The 19,207-nt window shown below is 71.0% G+C and carries 27 protein-coding genes; 20 read left to right on the top strand and 7 right to left on the bottom strand.

Annotated elements, in window-relative coordinates; translation table 11 throughout:
• Window positions 1-92: 92 nt before the first annotated feature.
• The gene (locus PV796_RS17700) at window positions 93-920 is read left to right on the top strand and encodes an arylamine N-acetyltransferase family protein (RefSeq protein ID WP_274914265.1); all 828 of its coding nucleotides are present in this window, start codon (window positions 93-95) and stop codon (window positions 918-920) included.
• A gap of 32 nt (window positions 921-952) precedes the next feature.
• Here the strand turns inward: PV796_RS17700 and PV796_RS17695 are convergent, their stop codons facing one another.
• From PV796_RS17695 to PV796_RS17685, 3 genes are all read right to left on the bottom strand, one after another.
• On the bottom strand, window positions 953-1,408 hold the full coding sequence (locus tag PV796_RS17695) for a RidA family protein (RefSeq protein ID WP_274914264.1): 456 nt from the start codon (window positions 1,406-1,408) through the stop codon (window positions 953-955).
• On the bottom strand, window positions 1,405-2,241 hold the full coding sequence (locus PV796_RS17690) for a DeoR/GlpR family DNA-binding transcription regulator (RefSeq protein ID WP_274914262.1): 837 nt from the start codon (window positions 2,239-2,241) through the stop codon (window positions 1,405-1,407). Before PV796_RS17690 ends, PV796_RS17695 begins: the two co-directional genes overlap by 4 nt.
• 676 nt (window positions 2,242-2,917) lie before the next feature.
• The gene (locus PV796_RS17685; protein WP_274914259.1) at window positions 2,918-4,597 is read right to left on the bottom strand and encodes a bifunctional 3'-5' exonuclease/DNA polymerase; all 1,680 of its coding nucleotides are present in this window, start codon (window positions 4,595-4,597) and stop codon (window positions 2,918-2,920) included.
• Between the two features lie 209 nt (window positions 4,598-4,806).
• Between PV796_RS17685 and PV796_RS17680 the strand changes: the two genes are divergently transcribed.
• The 8 genes from PV796_RS17680 (at window position 4,807) to PV796_RS17645 (ending at window position 10,297) form a co-directional block, all read left to right on the top strand.
• Complete coding sequence (locus PV796_RS17680; protein ID WP_274914258.1) at window positions 4,807-5,058, top strand: chaplin; 252 nt, start codon at window positions 4,807-4,809, stop codon at window positions 5,056-5,058.
• A gap of 251 nt (window positions 5,059-5,309) precedes the next feature.
• Window positions 5,310-5,723 carry a rodlin gene (locus PV796_RS17675; RefSeq protein ID WP_274914256.1) on the top strand — a complete coding sequence of 138 codons (414 nt, stop codon included), beginning with the start codon at window positions 5,310-5,312 and terminating at the stop codon, window positions 5,721-5,723.
• A gap of 358 nt (window positions 5,724-6,081) precedes the next feature.
• Entirely contained in the window at window positions 6,082-6,315 is a 234-nt protein-coding gene (locus tag PV796_RS17670; RefSeq protein ID WP_274914255.1) for a chaplin, read from the top strand.
• A gap of 382 nt (window positions 6,316-6,697) precedes the next feature.
• Complete coding sequence (locus PV796_RS17665) at window positions 6,698-6,886, top strand: hypothetical protein (protein WP_274914253.1); 189 nt, start codon at window positions 6,698-6,700, stop codon at window positions 6,884-6,886.
• Between the two features lie 290 nt (window positions 6,887-7,176).
• Window positions 7,177-7,590: a rodlin gene (locus PV796_RS17660; protein WP_274914251.1), complete on the top strand. Its 414-nt coding sequence runs from the start codon at window positions 7,177-7,179 to the stop codon at window positions 7,588-7,590.
• Between the two features lie 387 nt (window positions 7,591-7,977).
• Window positions 7,978-8,385 (top strand): rodlin, encoded by a 408-nt coding sequence (locus PV796_RS17655; RefSeq protein WP_274914249.1) that lies wholly within the window; start codon window positions 7,978-7,980, stop codon window positions 8,383-8,385.
• 139 nt (window positions 8,386-8,524) lie between these two features.
• Window positions 8,525-9,079, top strand: a complete 555-nt coding sequence (locus PV796_RS17650; RefSeq protein WP_274914248.1) for a chaplin — start codon at window positions 8,525-8,527, stop codon at window positions 9,077-9,079.
• Window positions 9,080-9,451: 372 nt separating this feature from the next.
• Window positions 9,452-10,297, top strand: coding sequence for a nitrilase-related carbon-nitrogen hydrolase (locus tag PV796_RS17645; RefSeq protein WP_274914247.1), 846 nt, complete (start codon window positions 9,452-9,454; stop codon window positions 10,295-10,297).
• A gap of 19 nt (window positions 10,298-10,316) precedes the next feature.
• On the opposite strand, the gene tatA is transcribed toward PV796_RS17645, so the two are convergent.
• From tatA to rpmB, 3 genes are all read right to left on the bottom strand, one after another.
• The gene (gene tatA / locus PV796_RS17640) at window positions 10,317-10,529 is read right to left on the bottom strand and encodes a Sec-independent protein translocase subunit TatA (protein ID WP_274914246.1); all 213 of its coding nucleotides are present in this window, start codon (window positions 10,527-10,529) and stop codon (window positions 10,317-10,319) included.
• A 111-nt stretch (window positions 10,530-10,640) separates the two neighbouring features.
• On the bottom strand, window positions 10,641-10,946 hold the full coding sequence (gene rpsN, locus PV796_RS17635) for a 30S ribosomal protein S14 (RefSeq protein ID WP_274914245.1): 306 nt from the start codon (window positions 10,944-10,946) through the stop codon (window positions 10,641-10,643).
• The gene (gene rpmB / locus PV796_RS17630; protein WP_274914244.1) at window positions 10,946-11,182 is read right to left on the bottom strand and encodes a 50S ribosomal protein L28; all 237 of its coding nucleotides are present in this window, start codon (window positions 11,180-11,182) and stop codon (window positions 10,946-10,948) included. Before rpmB ends, rpsN begins: the two co-directional genes overlap by 1 nt.
• 74 nt (window positions 11,183-11,256) lie before the next feature.
• Here rpmB and rpmG point away from each other — a divergent pair, with 74 nt between their 5' ends.
• The 7 genes from rpmG to PV796_RS17595 all read left to right on the top strand — a co-directional run bounded on the left by rpmG (window position 11,257) and on the right by PV796_RS17595 (window position 14,504).
• Entirely contained in the window at window positions 11,257-11,421 is a 165-nt protein-coding gene (gene rpmG, locus PV796_RS17625) for a 50S ribosomal protein L33 (protein ID WP_274914243.1), read from the top strand.
• A gap of 6 nt (window positions 11,422-11,427) precedes the next feature.
• On the top strand, window positions 11,428-11,682 hold the full coding sequence (locus PV796_RS17620; protein WP_274914241.1) for a type B 50S ribosomal protein L31: 255 nt from the start codon (window positions 11,428-11,430) through the stop codon (window positions 11,680-11,682).
• Window positions 11,682-12,830, top strand: a complete 1,149-nt coding sequence (locus PV796_RS17615; RefSeq protein WP_274914239.1) for a GTP-binding protein — start codon at window positions 11,682-11,684, stop codon at window positions 12,828-12,830. Before PV796_RS17620 ends, PV796_RS17615 begins: the two co-directional genes overlap by 1 nt.
• Window positions 12,831-12,951: 121 nt before the next feature.
• A complete protein-coding gene (rpsR, locus tag PV796_RS17610) occupies window positions 12,952-13,188 on the top strand; it encodes a 30S ribosomal protein S18 (RefSeq protein WP_274914237.1) in 237 nt (78 codons plus the stop codon).
• Window positions 13,189-13,297: 109 nt separating this feature from the next.
• Window positions 13,298-13,669 carry a metalloregulator ArsR/SmtB family transcription factor gene (locus tag PV796_RS17605; RefSeq protein WP_274914236.1) on the top strand — a complete coding sequence of 124 codons (372 nt, stop codon included), beginning with the start codon at window positions 13,298-13,300 and terminating at the stop codon, window positions 13,667-13,669.
• Window positions 13,666-14,148, top strand: a complete 483-nt coding sequence (locus tag PV796_RS17600) for an SRPBCC family protein (RefSeq protein WP_274914234.1) — start codon at window positions 13,666-13,668, stop codon at window positions 14,146-14,148. The genes PV796_RS17605 and PV796_RS17600 overlap by 4 nt, the downstream gene beginning before the upstream one ends.
• A 116-nt stretch (window positions 14,149-14,264) precedes the next feature.
• Complete coding sequence (locus PV796_RS17595; protein WP_274914233.1) at window positions 14,265-14,504, top strand: DUF397 domain-containing protein; 240 nt, start codon at window positions 14,265-14,267, stop codon at window positions 14,502-14,504.
• A gap of 78 nt (window positions 14,505-14,582) precedes the next feature.
• On the opposite strand, the gene PV796_RS17590 is transcribed toward PV796_RS17595, so the two are convergent.
• Window positions 14,583-15,092, bottom strand: a complete 510-nt coding sequence (locus PV796_RS17590; protein WP_274914232.1) for an ATP-binding protein — start codon at window positions 15,090-15,092, stop codon at window positions 14,583-14,585.
• Between the two features lie 316 nt (window positions 15,093-15,408).
• Between PV796_RS17590 and PV796_RS17585 the strand changes: the two genes are divergently transcribed.
• The 4 genes from PV796_RS17585 (at window position 15,409) to PV796_RS17570 (ending at window position 19,205) form a co-directional block, all read left to right on the top strand.
• Window positions 15,409-16,272: a helix-turn-helix domain-containing protein gene (locus tag PV796_RS17585; protein ID WP_274914231.1), complete on the top strand. Its 864-nt coding sequence runs from the start codon at window positions 15,409-15,411 to the stop codon at window positions 16,270-16,272.
• Between the two features lie 65 nt (window positions 16,273-16,337).
• Entirely contained in the window at window positions 16,338-17,795 is a 1,458-nt protein-coding gene (locus PV796_RS17580; protein WP_274914230.1) for an aldehyde dehydrogenase family protein, read from the top strand.
• A gap of 144 nt (window positions 17,796-17,939) precedes the next feature.
• Entirely contained in the window at window positions 17,940-18,488 is a 549-nt protein-coding gene (locus PV796_RS17575) for a DinB family protein (protein WP_274914228.1), read from the top strand.
• 75 nt (window positions 18,489-18,563) lie between these two features.
• Window positions 18,564-19,205: a PadR family transcriptional regulator gene (locus PV796_RS17570; RefSeq protein WP_274914227.1), complete on the top strand. Its 642-nt coding sequence runs from the start codon at window positions 18,564-18,566 to the stop codon at window positions 19,203-19,205.
• Window positions 19,206-19,207: the final 2 nt, after the last annotated feature.

Genomic DNA, 19,207 nt, shown 5'->3' with positions numbered 1-19,207 from the left:
TGGTCCCGACAGCCGATCCGCCCTGTCGCGGCCGCCTCCTATGCTCCTTGACGGCCCTGCACCGGCAGGCCACGACGAACGGGGAGCGCACCATGACCGCGACCACCTGGGGCGGCGAACAGCTCGATCTGGACGCCTACCTGGCGCGCATCGGCTACGACGGCGACCGCCGGCCGAGCCTGACGACGCTGCGGCAGTTGCACGCCGCGCACAGCGCCGCCATCGGCTTCGAGAACCTGGAGATCGTGCTGGGCCGCCCGATCCCGCTCGACCTGGATTCCCTCCAGGCCAAGATGGTCCGGCAGCGGCGCGGCGGCTACTGCTACGAGCAGAACCTCCTCTACGCGGCCGCGCTGGAGCGGCTCGGCTTCCGGGTGTCCGGGCTCGGCGCCCGGATCCGGATGGGCGAGGACAAGGTGCGGGCGGTCACCCACGCCCTGCTGCGGGTGGAGCTGGACGGCGAGGACTGGATCACCGACGTCGGCTTCGGCGGCGAGGCGCTGCTCGCGCCGCTCCCGTTGCGGGACGGCGTCGAGGAACGGCAGGGCGCCTGGACCTTCGGCCTGGTCCACGAGAAGGAGACCGCGTCCTGGGTGCTGCGCTCGCGCCACGAGGACGGCTGGTTCGACCTGTACTCCTTCGGGACCGAACGGCGCTTCGCGGCCGACTACGCCGTCTTCAACCACTACATCTCCACCCACCCGCGGTCCCCGTTCACCGGCAAGATCGTGGTGCAGAAGCCGGGGCTCGCGGAGCGCTTGACGCTGGTCGGCCGGGAGCTGGCCCGGGTCGGTGCTGACGGGTCGCGCGAGGCGCGCGAGGTCACCCCCGAGGAGATCCCGTCCCTGCTGGCCAGCGACTTCGGCATCACGCTCTCCCCGGCGGACGCCGAGGCCCTGGTGGCGACGTACCAGGAGTGAGCGGGGCCGGGGCCTGATCCGCCCGCCAGGCCCTAGCGCACCACCGCGATGCCCTCGATCTCCACCAGGGCCGGCTCGTCCCACAGCCGGTCGGCGCCGATCACGGCCATGGCCGGGAAGTCCGTGCCGACCAGGCGCTTCCACACCCGGCCGAGCTCCTTGGCGTGCCGGCGGTAGTCGGCCACGTCCACCGCGAAGACGGTGAGCTTGACCAGGTCGGACGGGCCGGCGCCGGCGGCGGCCGCCACGTCGAGGAGGTTGCCCAGCGCCCGCTCGAACTGCTCGACGATGCCGTCCCCGGCGATCCGGCCGGCGCCGTCGAGGGCGGTCTGCCCGGCGAGGAAGACCAGGGTGCCGGGGGCGGCGACGCGGACGGCGTGGCTGAATCCGGTCGGTGGCGCGAGGTGCGGCGGATTGATCCGCTCCAGGCCGCCGCTCCCCGCGCCCCCGGGCCCCTCGGCACCGCCCCGTCCGTCGTCCGCGCTCATCCCCGCCGACTCCCCTCGGTCGCCAACTCGTACCGCACCCCCAGGGATTGAAGCGCGTCCCGCTCCTCCTGGGGAAGGTGTTCATCGGAGATGACGAGATCGAAGTCGGCCAGCGGTGCCAGCTCGTAGAGCGCCTGCCGGCCGAACTTGGAGTGGTCCACGAGCAGCACCTTGCGCCGGGCGGCGGCCATCAGCGCGCGCTTGACCAGGACGTTCTCCTGCGCCTGGTGGTAACAGTGGCCGTTGTCGACCGCCGAGGTGGACAGGAAGGCGATGTCCGCGCGGAAGCTGCGGGCGATGTCGGCGGTGGACATGCCCAGGAAGGCGTTGAACGCCGCGTGGTACTCGCCGCCCAGCGCGATGACCCGGATGTCCGGCTCCTCCGCCAGCTCGTTGATGACCTGGAGGGAGTTGGTGATCACGGTGAACGCGCCGCGCGCGGAGAGCGAACGGGCCAGCGGCAGCGCCGTACTGGAGTCGTCGATGATCACCGCCTGGCCCGGCTCGGCCATCGCCAGCGCGGCCGCGCAGATCGCCTCCTTCGCCGCCACCTGCTCGTTGCCGCGCCAGCGCGCGGTGGACTCGAAGAGCGCGCTGGGGGTGGCCGTGGCCCCGCCGCGCACCTTGCGCAGCCAGCCCTGGTGCTCCAGCGCGTCCAGGTCGCGGTGCACCGTCATCTGGCTGACGCCGAGCTCCTGGACCAGGTCCTCGATGGCCACCTGGCCCTCGGCCAGCACCCGGTCGGTGATCCGCTTGCGGCGGTCCTTGGGGCTCAACTTGGTGACCGGCGCCTCGCCCGCGACCGGGGCGTCGGCCCCTTCGGTGTCGGTCAACGCTGTCCCTTCGCGACTCGGATGGCGGCCGTCCACCCGCGGACGGCTCCCTACTCGGCGAGTTTAGGGCGTCACCGCCCCGTGGCGACCGCGGTCTCCGGCCCCCGGGACCGGCGCCCGCGCCCGGGACGAGCCGCTCGAAGCCGTGCCGGGCACCGGGCGCATTGCGGACCGTGACCGGCGCCCCGGCGCCCGTCAGGCGCCGCGCGTACGCCTCCGGCGCGGCCCGCCCGGCGGCCCCCTCCTCGGGAACGCGCCCTCGGGAAGGCAGTGCCGCCACACCAGACGGACCGAACGCAGGCTGTCCAGCCGGGGGTTGGGCGGAACGCCCGCCGCCGCGGGGCCCGTGCCCGACTCGGCGCCCGCCGGGTCCGGCCCATCGGCCGCCCGGTACTCGACGGGAACGGTCCGCGGGCACCGCGAACAGCGGCGCGCGGCACCGCTCCCGGGTGGCCGCGAGGTCCCGATGCGGAGCGGCGAACGACTCCAACGCGCCCGCGCACGGCGCCCGTTCGGGATGCACCCCCGTTCCGGGCGGGACCGGCACGGTGGCCACCTCCCCTCTACGGACCCGCTGACGCGACGCGGCCCCGGACCGCGCCGGTACACCGTCCGCCGCCCCCTGCGCACCGCGCACCCCACCACGCAACACGCGGCAACAGGCGCCACATGGACCTCACTTGGCATCCGCGTAGCACTCCACCACCGCCGTGGTGAACGGGAACCGCACCGGCGTCGGGCCGAAGGCGATCCGGCCCGCGGTGGCGGCCGCCGTCGCGATGGCCTCGGCGACCGTGGCGGCCTCGTCCGCGGGGCAGTGCACGATCACCTCGTCGTGCTGGAAGAACACCAGTTCGGCGCGGAGGCCCGCGCGGGCCATCGCATGGCGCAGCGCGCCCAGCACCAGCAGCGCCCAGTCGGCGGCGCTGCCCTGCACCACGAAGTTGCGGGTGAAGCGGCCACGGGCGCGGGTCGCCGAGGTGCCGCCGTGGCCGCCGGGCCGCTCCTCCTCCTGGGGCAGGCCGGCCTCGTCGGGCGGCGCCATCGAGACGGGCGGGCAGGTGCGGCCCAACCAGGTGCGCACCAGGCGGCCCTCCTCGCCGGCCCGGGCCGCGTCGTCGACGTAGGCCACCGCGGCCGGGTAGCGGCGGCGCAGATCGGCCAGGTGCTGGAGGGCGTCGCCGGACGTCTGGCCGTAAATGGCGCCCAGCAACGCCAACTTGGCCTGCTCGCGGTCGCCGCCGAAGGCACGGGCGGCCAGATCCGCGTAGAGGTCCGCGCCGGTGCCGGCCACCTCCATCAGGCCCCGGTCGCGGGAGACCGCGGCCAGCACTCGCGGCTCCATCTGGTCCACGTCGGCGACCACCAGGCGCCACCCCGGGGCGGCGCGCACCGCCCGCCGGATTACCTTGGGGATCTGGAGGGCGCCGCCGCCGTTGGCCGTCCAGCGCCCGGAGACCGTGCCGCCGGGGAGGTACTCGGGGCGGAACCGGCCGTCGTGCACCCACTGTTGGAGCCAGGACCAGCCGTGGGCGGTGTGGAGGCGGTAGAGCGATTTGTACGCCAGCAACGGGGCCACGGCCGGGTGGTCGATCCGCTTCAGCTCCCACTTCCGGGTCGACGAAAGCGGGATCCCGGCGCCGGCGAAGGCGCGGATGATGTCGCCCGCCAGGTCGGGCCGGACCCGCACGCCGTCCCCGAAGGCCCGCGACACCTCGTCGGCCAGCTCCGCCATGCGGCGCGGCTCCAGCCCACCGGGAAACCGCTCGCCGAGCAGCTCGTCCAGCAGCGCGCGGTGCACGTCGGCCCGCCAGGGAATCCCGGTCCGGGACATCTCGGTGGCGACCAGCATGCCCGCCGACTCGGAGGCCAGCAGCAGCCGCATCCGGTCCGGGTGCTCGGCCCGCGCCGTACGGGCCAACTGGCCGGCGTAGACCTCCAGCAGCGCGCTGAACTCGTCGGTGCCGGACGGCAACGGCACCGGACCCGGCTCGAACAGGGACGGCTGGGTCTGCGCGGCCCGCGCGGGCGCGTCCGCCGGCACCGGCAGGCCGTGCAGCCGCGCCCAGGCGGCCGCCAGCGAGCGGGGCTGGCCCGACTGCCCCTCCTCATGGCCGATCAGCAGCGCCTCGGCGGCCTCCACGTCGTAGCACCGCTCGACCCGGACGCCGGCCGCCAGCAGCCGCCGGTAGATCTCGCCCGTCGACCGCCACACCCACCGCTCGACCTCGGGCCGCGACCGCACCGCCTCGGCCAGCGAGGGCTCCCGCACCACCGACCCCGCCGGCCGCCCGTCCTGGGCGAGCGGGCAGAGACGCGCACCCCCGTCGCCCGTCTCCGCTACCGCCCATCTCATGCTCCCGAGTCTCCCAGGAGGGTCTGACAACGCCCCCGCCCCGCGCCCCACGGATCCCGCCGCGGCCACCACGGGCGCCCCGTACGGCAGTTGTGATCAACCATCACCCGTTTGGCCCGCTACTTTTGCCCGGTTTGTGGCGTTGAACTGCTTGTCGCTCCAGGCGGCGCGCACAGAAACCTGAATGCTGCTCAGTAAAGAGGTTCACCGTGAAGTTTGTCTCCAAGGCCGTCGTCCTGTCCGCCGCCGCGGGCATCGCCGTCGTGGGAGGTGCCGCCATGGCCAGCGCCCATGACCACGGGGGTGCCAAGGCCGCTGGTGGTGCCGTGGGTTCGCCCGGTGTGATCTCCGGCAACCTGACCCAGGTGCCGATCAGCGTCCCGATCAACGTGTGCGGCAACACCGTCGACGTCGTCGGCCTGCTCAACCCGGCCTTCGGCAACATCTGCGTCAACAAGTAAGCGCCGAAAGGCGCTTGAGGCCCGCCTCCGACAGGGGCGGGCCTTTCCTCTGTCTCATTCCCGTACTGCACAGGGACGTTACGAAATCCCGTGCGCCGCGTTTCCCGTCGCGCACGGACGCTGCCGTCCTGATGCAGTGATATGTGTCTATGGTTGCGCGGCATTAGGGTGAATCCGCGAAACCGCACCCCCAGAAGCGAGTTGACCAGTGCGCTCCGGATACGGGCACTCCGCTTCCAGAAGGGTCAACAGTGTTCAAGAAGGTCCTGGCCACGACAACAGTGGCCGCTTCCATGGTGGGCATCTCCGCGATGGTCGCCCCTCAGGCGATGGCGGTCGACAACCACCACCACGGCACCTCCACGGTCAACGGCAACGGTTCCAAGGCCGCGTTCGGCAACTCCACCACGCACGGCAAGATGAGCCCGCAGCTGGAGCTCATCTCCGGGTCGCTGAACAAGCTCTGCGTCGGGCTTCCGGCGAAGGCTGACGTTCAGTCCTTGGTCGCCCTGCTCAACGTTGGTGTCCAGGACATTCCGATCCTGTCCTCGCCGCAGAACCAGCAGTGCACCGAGAACTCCACCCAGGCCAAGGGTGATGAGGCGCTGTCGCACATCCTGGACGACATCCCGATCCTCTCGGCCAACGGCATCGGCAACCGCTGAGCCGGCCGCCTGCCGCAGGCCCGGACCGCCGGACGTCGCGCCCGGACGGCCCCGGGCCTGCGGCGCCGCGTCACGAATCGCAGGGCCGGTAATTCTCGTTTCCCCGGCCGGCGGGAATTCGTATTCGACGGGTGTCTCGCGTTCGAACGACGGTGTTGTTTCCCCCTTATATGTGCGGTAGGTCTCCAGGAATGCGTCTGCGGCATTCGGGCGATTCCTCCGAAAACTTCTCCGTGAGAGTTTCGCCGGCGAGGAGAAATCGTTACCAATATCGACGGCGGAGTTACGGGCGGCAGATCCGCGCCCGTGCGACACGACGGTCGTGTGCGCTTCGGACCCCGCTGCAGGAAGGGCTGAAATGAAGTACGCAAAGGTCGCAGCCGTCACTGCAGGCACGCTCATGGCGGTGGGTGTCGCTGCGCCGGCATTCGCCGACGCGGGCGCCAAGGGCGGGGCCAAGGGCTCCCCGGGTGTCATCTCGGGCAACGTCGTTCAGGTCCCGATCCACGTACCGATCAACCTGTGCGGCAACTCCGTCAACGTTATCGGTCTGCTGAACCCGGCGTTCGGCAACCACTGCCTCAACCGCTGACCGGAGAAATTCGAGCCGCGTCGTTGTGGCCGGCCCCGGCTCGCCTTTCGTCGCGCGTCGGGGCCGACGGCTTCCGGCCCTTTGCGGCCGCGCCTCCGACGGTCCGGCCCTTTTCTGGCGGCGTGCCCGAAGAATCGGAACGCATGAGTTTCTCCGGGCGGTGGAGCTCGTTAGACAGAGGGAAAGCGGTGATCCGAGCAGCGAAGTGATTGCTCGCGCGGCACTGGTGCCGCGATCTCATCGAGCACCGCACCAGAAGGGACAGTTGGAAGTGAAGTACGCGAAGTCTGCCGCGGCTGTTGCCGGTTCTGTCATGGCGCTGGGCGCGGCGGTGCCCGCTTTCGCTGTCGAAGCCGGTTCGCACCACACGACCTCTCCGAACATGAGCCTCAACGGCGGGCTGATGGACGCGTTGAACAACAAGCAGTTGGACAGCCGCCAGGTCACGCCGCTGGTCAACACCGTCCGGGGTGCGGAGAAGACCGTCGGGCACCCCAAGCAGCTTCTTCGTGGCGCCACGGGGGCCACTAAGGAGGTCCCGCTGCTGGGCGGTCGGCCGCTCCGCAAGTAGCGGGTCAGGGCGGCGTCTTCTTCTGTCCCACGGGATCGCCCGCGGAGGTCGGCACGGCCGTGTGAAGCCTCAGCCGCCGGATCGCAAACGTGCCAACTAACGGTTTTCGGCGTTCAGTTGGGCGGTCCGGATGGTGGATCACGGCCGTGCGTCTTCCGGACGGGATACCTGATCGGAGCAAGAAAGATCAGGGTGCCGGCTCATTCAAGTGAATGAGCACAACCGAATGCGCCCTTGTGGGTTGGTCAGACTGCCGACCCAGGGGCATCCCGAAACACGAAGGATCGACAATGATCAAGAAGGCTCTGGCAACCGCAGCCGCGGCTGCGTCCATTGTCGGGGTGGCCGCAGCCGCCGCTCCCCAGGCGATGGCCACGGCTAACCACCACCACGGCACGTCGTCCGTCAACGGAAACGGTTCCAAGCAGATCTACGGGAACTCCACGACCTACGGGTACATGAGCCCGCAGATCGGCCTGATCCAGGGCTCGCTCAACAAGCCCTGTGTCGCTCTTCCGCTGAAGGGTGACGTCCAGTCCCTGGTCGCTCTGGTCAACGTTGGTGTCCAGGACATTCCGATCCTGTCCTCGCCGCAGAACCAGCAGTGCACCGAGAACTCCACCCAGGCCAAGGGTGATGAGGCGCTGTCGCACATCCTGGACGACATCCCGATCTTCTCCGGGAACGGGAAGCACAACCGCTGACCCGACCAGTGGCGCCCCGGGCCGCCCGGAATTCCCTTCCGGGCGGCCCGGTTTTTCGTTTTCGCCATCCATCCGGGCCCGGGAATTGTTATTCGCCCGTGACCGTTGTTGGCTCCCGGTAATCGTTAGGAATGGTGTGTGGAGGGACGCATGTCAATGCCCTTGCGAGATTGATGGGGTTGCCAGGGCATTGACATGGCGGCCGGAAATGAGCACAGGCCCGGGAAGCCTTTTCGCGGTTTCCCGGGCCACGTGGTGTGCTGTGGGCTCCTTCGGGATCTGATCGCCATCTATTTGGGTGATGGTGCGGAACTCGGGCGCCTGTGGCCTGTTGTTCAAACAGGGCTCCCTTGTCCGGGAGTTCCTTCTCCTGAAGGGTTTAGCGCGATGAAGAAGATGATGGCGGCTGCGACGCTCGCGGTTTCGCTCGTCGGGATTTCGGCCGCGGCGGCTCCAGAGGCCCTGGCGACCGGCAACACGGACGGCACCAGCACCGTCAACGGCAACGGTTCGAAGTCCGTGTACGGCAACTCCACCACGCACGGCAAGCTCAGCACCCAGCTCGGGCTGGCCAGCGGCACCCTGAACGACTTCTGCGTCGGGCTTCCGGCCAAGGGCGAGGTCCAGTCCGTGCTCGCCGCGATCAACGTCGGCGTCGAGGACATTCCGATCCTGTCCTCGCCGCAGAACCAGCAGTGCGCCAAGAACTCGACGCAGGCCAAGGGTGATGAGGCGCTGTCGCACATCCTGTCCGACATCCCGGTCTTCTCGGCCAACGGCGTCAAGAACCGCTGACGGCCATCGGCCTCGGTCGATATACCGCTTGCAGTACCGGGCGGCCGGCGGGCGCTTGCGCTGCCGGCCGCCCGGTCGTGTGAGCGCCACGGGGGTGCGGGCGTTGCGCCCGCCGCTGAGGACTGCGGAGTGAGGAGACATGCGACAGAGCCTGAAGACATGCGTGCTCGTTGCGGCGACGTCAACCGTGTTGGGGGCGGGCACCGGTCCGGTGTTCGCGGACGCCGGCGCGGCGGGGGGCGCCGCGGGCTCGGCCGGGGTGCTGTCCGGGAACACCGTCAAGGTGGGGCTGAACGCTCCGGTGAACGCGTGCGGCAACTCGGTTGACGGAGTGGCGCTGTTGAACCCCGCCATGGGCAACGGGTGCGGCAACGGTGCGGCGCCCCGACCGCCGTTGGTCGCCCCGCCGCCGGTCGCGGAGCACGGGGCCGCTGCGGCGTCGCACGGGGCCGCTCCGGAGCCGCGCCGGAAGCCGCGGTCGGCCCCGCCCGCGCAGGGCGCCCAGCAGGGCGCGCAGGCGCGTCCCGGGCACGATCCGCGGATGCGGGAGGTGGCGCGGGCCGGAAAGTCGGCGGGGGAGGCGCTGCTGGCGTCCAGCGGGGCGGAGCGGCTGGGGTTGGCGGCCGGTGTGGGCGGTGGGCTGTTGCTCGGTGGAGCGGTGCTGTTGCGCCGGGCCCACAAGCGTCGGGTGTGACCGCTGGCCCCAAGGGCCGGCGATGTCCTTAAGGGCCTGTCCGACCCTGACCCGTCGGACAGGCCCTAAGGGGTCGGTGGCCGGCCGAGCGGATGCGGTGGGCCGCTCGGCCGGCCTCCCGGTCGGGGCGGCGCCGTGCGCGCCGGCGGCCCGACCGTGGCCGTCGTGCGGCACGGCCGGGAGGCGCTGCGGCTGGGAGCCGCCCGGGGGCACGACGGATCGTGCGGATCAACGCGTGGTGACGGCGCTCGGCACGGGAAGGATCGTTCTTTCGCTCGTTGGTGGGATGCGTCTTAACGGGATCTTTGGGGAAGAATCCGGAGAAAGGCCGTAAAGCCTATGAGGCGTAATTAACCTAGGGGGAGTGGGGCCATGCTCATCGCGCTGGCGCAGACGGACTGCGTGCTGGGGGACGTGCCGGAGAACCTCCGGATCGCTCGGGAGCAGATCGAACAGGCGGTGGCGCACGGCGCGGATCTCGTGGTGTTCCCCGAACTCAGCCTGCACGGCTACCACTTGGGGGCGTTGAAGCGGGACGAGTCCATCGAGGTGAGCGATCCCCGGTTGCGGGAGTTGAGCACCTTGGGGCCGGACGTGCTGGTCGGCTTCCACGAGCACACCAGTCTGCGCGCGTACAACACGTCCGCGTACTACGGGGACGGTGCGCTGCTGCATGCGCACCGCAAGCTCTACCTGCCCAACTACCTGGCCTGGGAGGAGCGCAAGCACGTCAGCCCGGGGCAGTCGCTGCGCGCGTACGACCTGTCGAAGTCGCCCAACAGGGGGCGGGGGGCGACGCTGGTGTGCAACGACGCCTGGCAGCCGGTGCTGCCGTGGCTGGCGGTGCAGGACGGGGCCGAGGTGCTGTTCGTGCCGACCAACAGCGCGGCGAGCCTGGACCCGGAGGCGATGGACACCGGGTTGTACTGGGACACCCTGCTGTCCTATACGGCGCGGATGCTGCAGTGCTGGGTGGTCTTCGTCAACCGGGTCGGCAACGAGCACGGGGCCGCGTTCTGGGGCGGTTCACGGGTGGTGGACCCGCGGGGCGCGGTGGTGGCGCAGGCGCCCAAGTGGGAGCCGGCGCTGGTCACCGTGGAGATCGACCCGTCCGAGGCGCGCCGGCAGCGGCGCGCGGTGCCGCTGGTCGCGGAGGCCCGGCTGGGGCTGGTCGACCGCGAGGTGCGGCGGCTGATCGACGAGGGCGGCGACAGCTGAGCGGCCGGGGCCGGTCGGGTCAGCGGCCGGCGGGCTGCTCGTTGGGGGCGGCGGCCGGGGCGGTGGCCTCGGTGGTGCGCTCGTCCTTGAGGGCCTTGGCCTCCGACTTGAGGATGCGCATCGAGCGGCCGAGGCCGCGCGCCATGTCGGGGAGCTTCTTGGATCCGAAGACCAGGACGAGGGCGACCACGATCAGGATGAGGTGCCAAGGCTCCAGGGCGTTGCGCAGCATGGGCGCTCTCGCTTTCGTCGGGGTGCCTGCGGAGGTTCTGTCCAGTATGACCCGAGCCTCCCGGCCGCCCGCCCCAGGGGTCAAGCCCTGGGACGGGCGGCCGGGCGGGGGCTACCAGCTCGACTTGGTGACGCCCGGCAGATAGCCCTTGTGGGCCTGGTCGCGCAGGTTGACCCGGGAGAGGCCGAAGGCGCGGAAGTAGCCGCGCGGGCGGCCGTCGACGCTGTCGCGGTTGCGGACCCGGGTGGCGCTGGCGTCCCGCGGCTGGCGGGCGAGCTCCTGTTGGGCCGCGACGCGCTCCCCGTTGGAGGCGCGCGGGTCGCGGATGACGGCCTTGAGGGCGGCCCGGCGGGCGGCGTAGCGGGCGACCGTGGCGCGGCGCCGCTCGTTCTTCGCGATCTTGCTCTTCTTGGCCATCAGACCTTCTCCCCTCGGGCGCGGATGCGGGCGACGGCGGCCTCGATGCCGATCGTGTCGACGGTCTTGATCGCCTTGGTGCTCAGGGTCAGCCGGACGTGGCGGCCCTCGCTCGGGAGCCAGTAGCGCTTGCGGTGGACGTTGGGGTCGAAGCGGCGCGGGGTGCGCCGGTGCGAGTGGGAGACGGTCTTGCCGAAGCCCGGCTTGCGGCCGGTCAGTTGGCAGTGGGCGGACACGGTGCGGTGCCTCCTACGGTCGGGGCCTCTGGGGCCTTATTGAAAATGGAAACCATTTGCGTATACTACCCTGCATGGCCCGCAACGAACTACGCCCGGTCGTCAAGCTCCGGTCCACCGCCGGCACCGGCTACACCTACGTGACCCGCAAGAACCGCCGTAACGACCCCGACCGCCTGCAACTGCGCAAGTACGACCCGGTCGTCGGTCGGCACGTCACCTTCCGAGAGGAGCGCTGAGGTCCGATGCAGCACGGAATCCACCCCCCGTACGGGCCCGTCGTCTTCCGCGACCGGGCCGGGGACTTCGCCTTCCTGACCCGCTCGACGATGACGAGCGACAAGACGATCGAGTGGGAGGACGGCCGCACCTATCCCGTCGTCGACGTCGAGATCTCCTCGGCGAGCCACCCCTTCTACACGGGCACCGCCCGGGTGCTGGACACCGCCGGCCGGGTCGAGCGGTTCGAGCGCCGGTACGGCAAGCGCGGGGCCCGCTGATGGAGCGGCTGAGCGTCGTGCTGGTGGGCGGGTTGCACGCGGACGCCCGGCGGGCCGTCGTCGAGCGGCTGCTGCGGACCGTCCCCGGCAGCGTCGCCCTCCACCACGACCTGGCCTCGGCGGCCGACGGCACGGTGCGCCGCACCGTCCGGGACGCCGGCGGCATGCTGGACACCGGCGAGGCGCCGCTGGTCAACGACTGCGCCTGCTGTGCGCTGCGCGAGGACCTCGTCCCCGAGCTGGAGCGGCTGGCCGCGGGCCGGACCTGCCGGCTGGCGATCGTCGAGCTGTGGGACTCGGTCGAGCCGAAGGCGATGGCCGAGGTGGTCACGGCGTGCGGGAGCGAGCGGCTGGCGCTGACCGGGGTGCTGACGGCGGTCGATCCGGCGCTGCTGCTGCCCTACCTCGCCAACGGCGACGACCTGGCCGAGGCCGGCCTGGCGGCCGCCGCCTCCGACCAGCGCACGGTCGCCGACACCTGGGCGCGCCAGCTGGAGTACCCCTCGGTGCTGGCGCTGGCCGCGGGGGAGGAGGCCGCGGACGAGGCGGACCGCGCGCTGCTGGCGCAGCTCCACCCGATGGCCCGTCAAGTGGACGTGGACTCCCCGGAGTTGGCCGCCGTCGCGAGGGCCGGCTTCGACGTGGAGGCGGCCGCGCTGCGGCAGCACCCGGCCTGCGCGCTGCTGCCGCAGGAGGCCGACGCGGCCGGTGTGGCCACCTACGTCTGGCGCGGCGGCCGGCCCTTCCACCCCGGGCGGCTCTACGCGGCCCTGGAGGACCTGACCTGTGCGGCGGCGCGCAGCCGGGGCCGCTTCTGGTTGGCCGACCGGCCGGACACGCTGCTGTCCTGGGACGCCGCGGGCGGGGCGCTGTGCGTGGAGAACGCCGGGCCGTGGCTGGCCGCGCTGCCGGACGCGGCCTGGGAGCTGGTGCCGCCGATGCGCCGGGCCGCCGCGGCGCTGGACTGGCACCCCGAGCACGGGGACCGCGGCCAGCACCTGGTCTTCACCTCGCCCGGACTGGACCGCGACGGGCTGCGCGACCTGTTGGAGTCCTGTCTGCTCACCGACGCCGAGTACGCCGGCGGGCCGGTGGCCTGGAAGAGCCTGCCGGCCGCCTTCGACGAGCTGCTCGACCCCGTGCCCTGACGCCCCCGCCCCTCGTGCTGGCGCCCGCCCGGCGCCCCGCACCAACTCCCCCGGGAACCGGCCGACTTCCCGCCCGGAACCGGCCCCTCCGCCCGTAGTACCCGTAGAAGGAAGCCCCGTCATGCCCCGTCGCCACGACCCGCGCCGCAAGGCCGGGCCGCGTCCCAACCCGCTGGACGCGGCCGGCATCACTTATATCGACTACAAGGACACCGACCTGCTGCGGAAGTTCATCTCGGACCGCGGCAAGATCCGCAGCCGCCGGGTGACCCGGGTGACCTCGCAGCAGCAGCGGCAGTTGGCCCGCGCGATCAAGAACGCCCGGGAGATGGCGCTGCTGCCGTACTCCTCGCGGTGAGTTGAAGCCTCGCGAGGGGGCGCCCCCGGCAGCCGGCGTCACCCCTCGCGACCGGTAGGAGTTTCCCTACGTTTGACACGTAGGGAAACTCCTACCTATTTTTGCGGGTGTGAACGCCACTCCCGTACCGCCGCGCGCCGTCCTGTCCGAACCGGACCAGGACCGGGTCTTCGCGGCGCTCGCCAACGCCACCCGGCGCGAGGTGCTCCGCCTGCTGCGTGACGACGGACCGCAACCCGTCCAGCGGCTGGCCGAGCACTTCGCGATGAGCCGGCCGAGCCTGTCCGAGCACCTGAAGGTGTTGCGGCAGGCCGGCCTGGTGAGCGAGCAGCGGGCCGGCCGGCAGCGGATCTACCGCCTGGAGGCGGCGCCGCTGAGCGAGGTGCAGGACTGGCTCGGACCCTATGAGCGGTTCTGGCGCGCGAAGTTGGCGGGCCTGGCCGAGCTGCTCGACCGCATCCCCCACGAAGAGGCGCAATGACCACGCACGGCTTCCCGGCCCCCGACGACGATCCGGCGGACGCGACGACGCTCCGCGTCGACCACTTCCTGCCGCACCCGCCCGCCAAGGTCTGGCGGGCGCTGACCGAGCCGGAGTTGCTGGCCCAGTGGATGATGCCCGGCGATTTCCGGCTGACGATCGGCCACCGCTACGAGATGCGGACGCTGCCCCGGCCGAACAGCAACTTCTCCGGCACGGTCGTCGCCGAGGTCGTCGACTTCGAGGCCGAGCGGATGCTGCGGCTGCGTTGGCGGGACGCCGACGAGGGGCAGGGCAACCGCGCCGACTGGACGCTCACCTGGACCTTGGAACCCGAAGGGCGCGGCACGCGTCTCTTCCTCGTCCACGAGGGCTTCGACCCCGACGACCCGTATCAGGTGCAGGCGCACCGCATCATGGGCGGCGGCTGGCGGTCGATTGTCACGGATGCTCTGGGGAAGGTGCTCAACAAAATGTGACCGACCCGGCACCGGCTGTCGTGCACGTGCATCTGCGCATGCATCGGCATGTGAACGCAGCTATGATCCCGGGCAGTTGACACCGTTACCGCCGCGTACACCACCGGGAGAGCCCTGTGCCCCACGCATACAACGGCATGGCCGCAACGGATCTCCGGGACGTGCGCTGGCAGAAGAGCCAGCACAGCAACTCCCAGGGGTCCTGCGTGGAGTTCGCGAAGTTGCCCGGCGGCGACATCGCGGTCCGCAATTCCCGCTTCCCGGACGGCCCGGCGCTGGTCTACACGCCGGCCGAGGTCGAGGCGATGCTGTTGGGCGTGAAGGACGGGGAGTTCGACCACCTGGTGCGCGACTGAACGCACGGGAACGGGCGCCCGCCTTGAGGCGGGCGCCCGTTGTGTCGGGAGCGGGGTCCGGCGCGGTCCGCGCCGGCGTCACGGCAGCCGGAAGAGGGCCCACACGATCTTGCCGGGGCGGCCTCCGGGGAGCCGGTGCCACCCCCAACTGTCGCTGAAGGAGTCCACCAGGTAGAGCCCGCGGCCCGATTCGTCGGCGGAGTCCGCCTCGCCGGCCTCCGGCGAGGCGTCGCTGGGGTCCCGCACCGCACAGACGAGCCGGGAGGACCAGCGCATCAGGTGGAGCCGGGCGGGCAGGCCGGCCTCGGCGAAGCCGGTGCCGAACCCCGGGTGTTCTCCGGCGGCGAGGACCGCGTGCCGCAGGGCGTTGGTGACGAGCTCGGAGACCACCAGGCCGACGCCGTCGAAGAGCCCCTCCAGGCCCCAGCCGTTGAGCGTCTCGCGGGTGAACTTCCGAGCGCCGCCGACGGATTCGTAGCGGGGCGGGAGCGGGCAGGAAGCGGAACCGGAGGCGGCCAAGGGGTCGACGGGAGGGAAGCCCTGCCATAACGGCTCGAAATCGAGCATGGTCGAAACCTTGGTCCCCATGCGAGGCACTCCTGGCGTTCGCGGACGTCATGACCCAGGCCGGTCAGCCGGGGGATCTGGCGGATCTTTCACGAGCGTGCATGCGTGCGACGCCCATGGTTCCCAATGCGTAGGTCAGATGCAAGGGCAGATGCACGTGCAGCTGACGTGATTGTGTAGGGCTGGCCGCATAAGCGCCGTATTCTTCCTGTGCTTTCTTGTGGAGGGCTTGCGGGAGCCGCACATATCAGTAACCACATGAGCACTGAATGAAGCCTGAACATGGCAGACTGCGCCCCACTGTTGGACGGGGTGGGGTCACAGGAGGGTCAGAGAGGTGTCCGCAAGTGAGTCGGGCGGGTCGGTGGTGCGGCGGATCCTGCTCGGATCCCAGCTCCGTCGGCTGCGTGAGTCGCGCGGGATAACCCGTGAAGCGGCCGGCTACTCGATCCGTGCGTCCGAATCGAAGATCAGCCGCATGGAGTTGGGCAGGGTGAGCTTCAAGGCACGCGATGTCGCAGATCTCCTCACGCTCTACGGCGTGAACGACGAGCGGGAGCGGGAGGCACTGCTCGCACTGGCCAAGGAGGCGAACGTCGCTGGCTGGTGGCACAGTTACAGCGATGTGCTCCCCGGATGGTTCCAGACGTATGTGGGACTGGAGGGGGCCGCGTCCCAAATCCGCGTCTACGAGGTGCAGTTCGTCCACGGGCTGTTGCAGACCGAGGAGTACGCGCACGCGGTGGTCTCGCGCGGCATGCAGGGCGCGTCGGCGGCGGACGTCCAGCGCCGGGTGGCGCTGCGCCAGGAGCGGCAGAAGCTGCTGATATCGGAGCGGGCGCCCCAGTTGCACTGCGTCCTCGACGAGGCCGCGCTGCGCCGCCCGTACGGCGGACGCGCCGTGATGCGGGGGCAGTTGAAGCATCTGATCGACGTCTCGGAGCAGCCCAATGTGCGGCTCCAGGTGATGCCGTTCAACTTCGGCGGGCACGCGGGGGAGAGCGGGTCGTTCACCATGCTGCGCTTCCCGGAGTCCGACCTGTCCGACGTGGTCTATCTGGAGCAGCTCACCAGTGCCCTCTATGTGGACAAGGCGGAGGAGGTCGCCCAGTACGAGCGGGCGATGGAGCAGCTTCAACAGGACAGTCCGAACCCCTCGGAGACCCGGGATCTCCTGCGGGGACTGCTCCAACTCACGTGACCCAGCAGTAGGATGACGCTGGATCAGCCCCCCCGCAGAGCAGTGCCGCACAGAGTAGGGATGCCATGTCCTTCTTCGCAGACCTGGCCTACCAGTTCATCGACGGTGAGTGGCGGGCCGGCAGTGGCTCGTGGGACATCATCGATTTCAACCCCTACGACCAGGAGAAGCTGGCGTCGATCACGGTCGCCGGCGTGGACCAGGTCGATGCGGCCTACCGCGCTGCCGAACGGGCGCAGCGGGACTGGGCGTTGCGGAACCCCTACGACCGGCGGCAGGTCACCGAGCGGCTGCTGTGCCTGATCGAGGAGCACGAGGACGAGATCGTCGAGGCGCTCGTCCTGGAGCTGGGTGGCACCCGGATCAAGGCCCAGTACGAGGTCCGGCTCGCCAAGGAGTTCGTCCGCGAGGCGATCCAGCTCGCGCTGCGGCCGCAGGGCCGGATCCTCCCCTCGCCGGTGGACGGCAAGGAGAACCGCGTCTACACCCGGCCGGTCGGGGTGATCGGGGTGGTCAGCCCGTTCAACTTCCCGTTCCTGATCTCGATGAAGTCCGTGGCGCCGGCGCTGGCGCTGGGCAACGCCGTGGTCATCAAGCCCAACCAGAACACCCCCATCACCGGCGGCGGGTTGATCGCCAAGCTGTTCCAGGACGCGGGGCTGCCGGCCGGGCTGCTCAACGTTCTGGTCACCGACATCGCGGAGATCGGGGACGCGCTGATCGAGCACCCGGTGCCCCGGGTGATCTCGTTCGCCGGGTCGGACAAGGTCGGCCGGCACGTCGCGGCGGTCAGCGCCGGGCACTTCAAGCGGGTGATCCTCGAACTCAGCGGCAACAGCGCGCTGATCGTGATGGACGACGCCGACGTCGACTACGCGGTGGACGCCGCGGTCTTCAGCCGCTTCGTCTACCAGGGCCAGGTCTGCATGGCCGCCAACAAGGTGCTGCTGGACCGCGCGGTGGAGGCCGAGTTCACCGAGAAGTTCGTGGCCAAGGTGGCGGCGCTGCGGACCGGCGATCCGCGCGATCCGCGCACCCAGATCGGCCCGCTCATCAACACCTTCCAGGCGGAGTCGCTGACCTCGCTGGTCGACCGGGCCGTCGCCGAGGGGGCCACCGCGCTGCTGCGCGGCCGTACGGAGGGCAATCTCGTCGAGCCGACCGTGCTGGCCGGGCTGCCGACGGACTCCGCCCTGCACGGCCAGGAGCTGTTCGGGCCGGTGGTGCTGCTCGTGCCGTTCGACGGCGAGGAGGAGGCGGTGCGGATAGCCAACGACACCCCCTACGGGCTCAGCGGGGCGGTGCACACCGCCGATGTGGAGCGCGGGGCGCGGATCGCCCAGCGGATAGAGACCGGGATGATCCACGTCAACGACGGGACGGTGCACGACGAGCCGCAAGTGGCCTTCGGCGGCGAGAAGTTCTCCGGGATCGGGCGGCTGAACGGCGAGTCCACGGTCGAGGCGTTCACGACCCAGAAGTGGCTGTCGATCCAGCACGGGCGGTCGGTCTTCCCGCTGTAGCCGGCCCGGGATCGGGGACCTGTGGATCTAGGACGCCTCCTGTCCTAGACGGTCCCTAGCGTGCGGGGTGTCGGAAGGCGGCCGGGTGCTTCGGTACCGGTCCACCGCGACGTCCGAGCGGCCGACGCTACGAAAGGTGATCCCATGCCCACTTTTGTCCCTGCCGAGGCCCACGGCGACGAGCGGGGCGCGCTGCTGGCCTTCCTGGAGGCGCAGCGCGGCGGGGTGCGGCGGGCGGCCCTCGGGCTGACCGACGAGCAGTCCCGACAGCGGCCCAGCGCCAGCGAGTTGTCGGTGGGCGGGCTGATCAAGCACGTCGCGGAGGTCGAGCAGCGCTGGGTGGGGATGGCGCAGGGGCGGGAACCCGCCATCCCGCGCGATCAGGACACCTGGCACCTGAGCTTCCAGCTCCAGGACGGCGAGACCGTCGCGGGGATGCTGGCGTTCTGGGACGAGGTCGCGGTCGCCACGGAGGAGTTCGTCCGCTCCGTGCCGAGCCTCGACGACACCTTCGCGCTGCCCGAGGCCCCGTGGTACCCCAAGGACGCCCGGCAGTCGATGCGTTGGCTGCTGCTGCACCTGATCGAGGAGACCGCCCGGCACGCGGGCCACGCCGACGTCGTCCGGGAATCCCTGGACGGCGCGACCGCCTTCGAGCTGGTGGACCGGGAGCGGGCGGCCCGGGAGGGGTGACCGGCGGCTCCGGTGCCCGGCAGCCTAGGCTGGCGGCAGGGCGCGTGCGCGAGGCGCTCCCGGATTGGGGTGACGATGTCGGCGATCCGGCTGCTGGTGCTGGGGGCCGTGCGGCAGCACGGTCGGGCGCACGGCTATCAGATCCGCAACGACCTGGAGTTCTGGGGCGCGCACGAGTGGTCCAACGCCAAGCCCGGGTCGATCTACCACGCGCTGAAGCACCTGGCGAAGCAGGGACTGCTGCACGCCCACGACGTGGCGCCCAGCACCGCCGGCGGCCCGCCGCGCACCGAGTACGAGCTGACGCCCGAGGGCGAGGCGGAGTACTTCGCGCTGCTGCGCGCGGCGCTGTCCCAGCGCGACCCGAGGACCGACCTGATGAGCGCCGGGATCGGCTTCATGGTCGATCTGCCGCGGGACGAGGCGGTGGCGCTGCTCAAGGAGCGGGTGCGGGCCCTCACGGAGTGGCGGGCCACCGTCACCTCGTCCTACCTGCCCGAGGAGGGGCCCGGACAGCTCGGCCACATCGGCGAGATCATGCGGATGTGGGTGCACGGCTCGGACAGCGGCGCGGCCTGGACGCGCGGGCTGATCGAGCGGATCGAGGGCGGGGCGTACGTCTTCGCGGGCGAGGGGGAGCCGTTCGTCGGCGTGCTCGCGCAGGGGCAGCGCAACCCGTACGCGACGGGGGACGCGGACGGGGGCCTCAGGGGCTGAGG

The sequence above is a fragment of the Streptomyces sp. WZ-12 genome (assembly GCF_028898845.1).
In the GTDB taxonomy this organism is placed as follows: domain Bacteria; phylum Actinomycetota; class Actinomycetes; order Streptomycetales; family Streptomycetaceae; genus Streptomyces.
The sequence above is the reverse complement of the archived record's forward strand: the minus strand, read 5'-3'. Positions and strand labels throughout refer to the sequence as shown.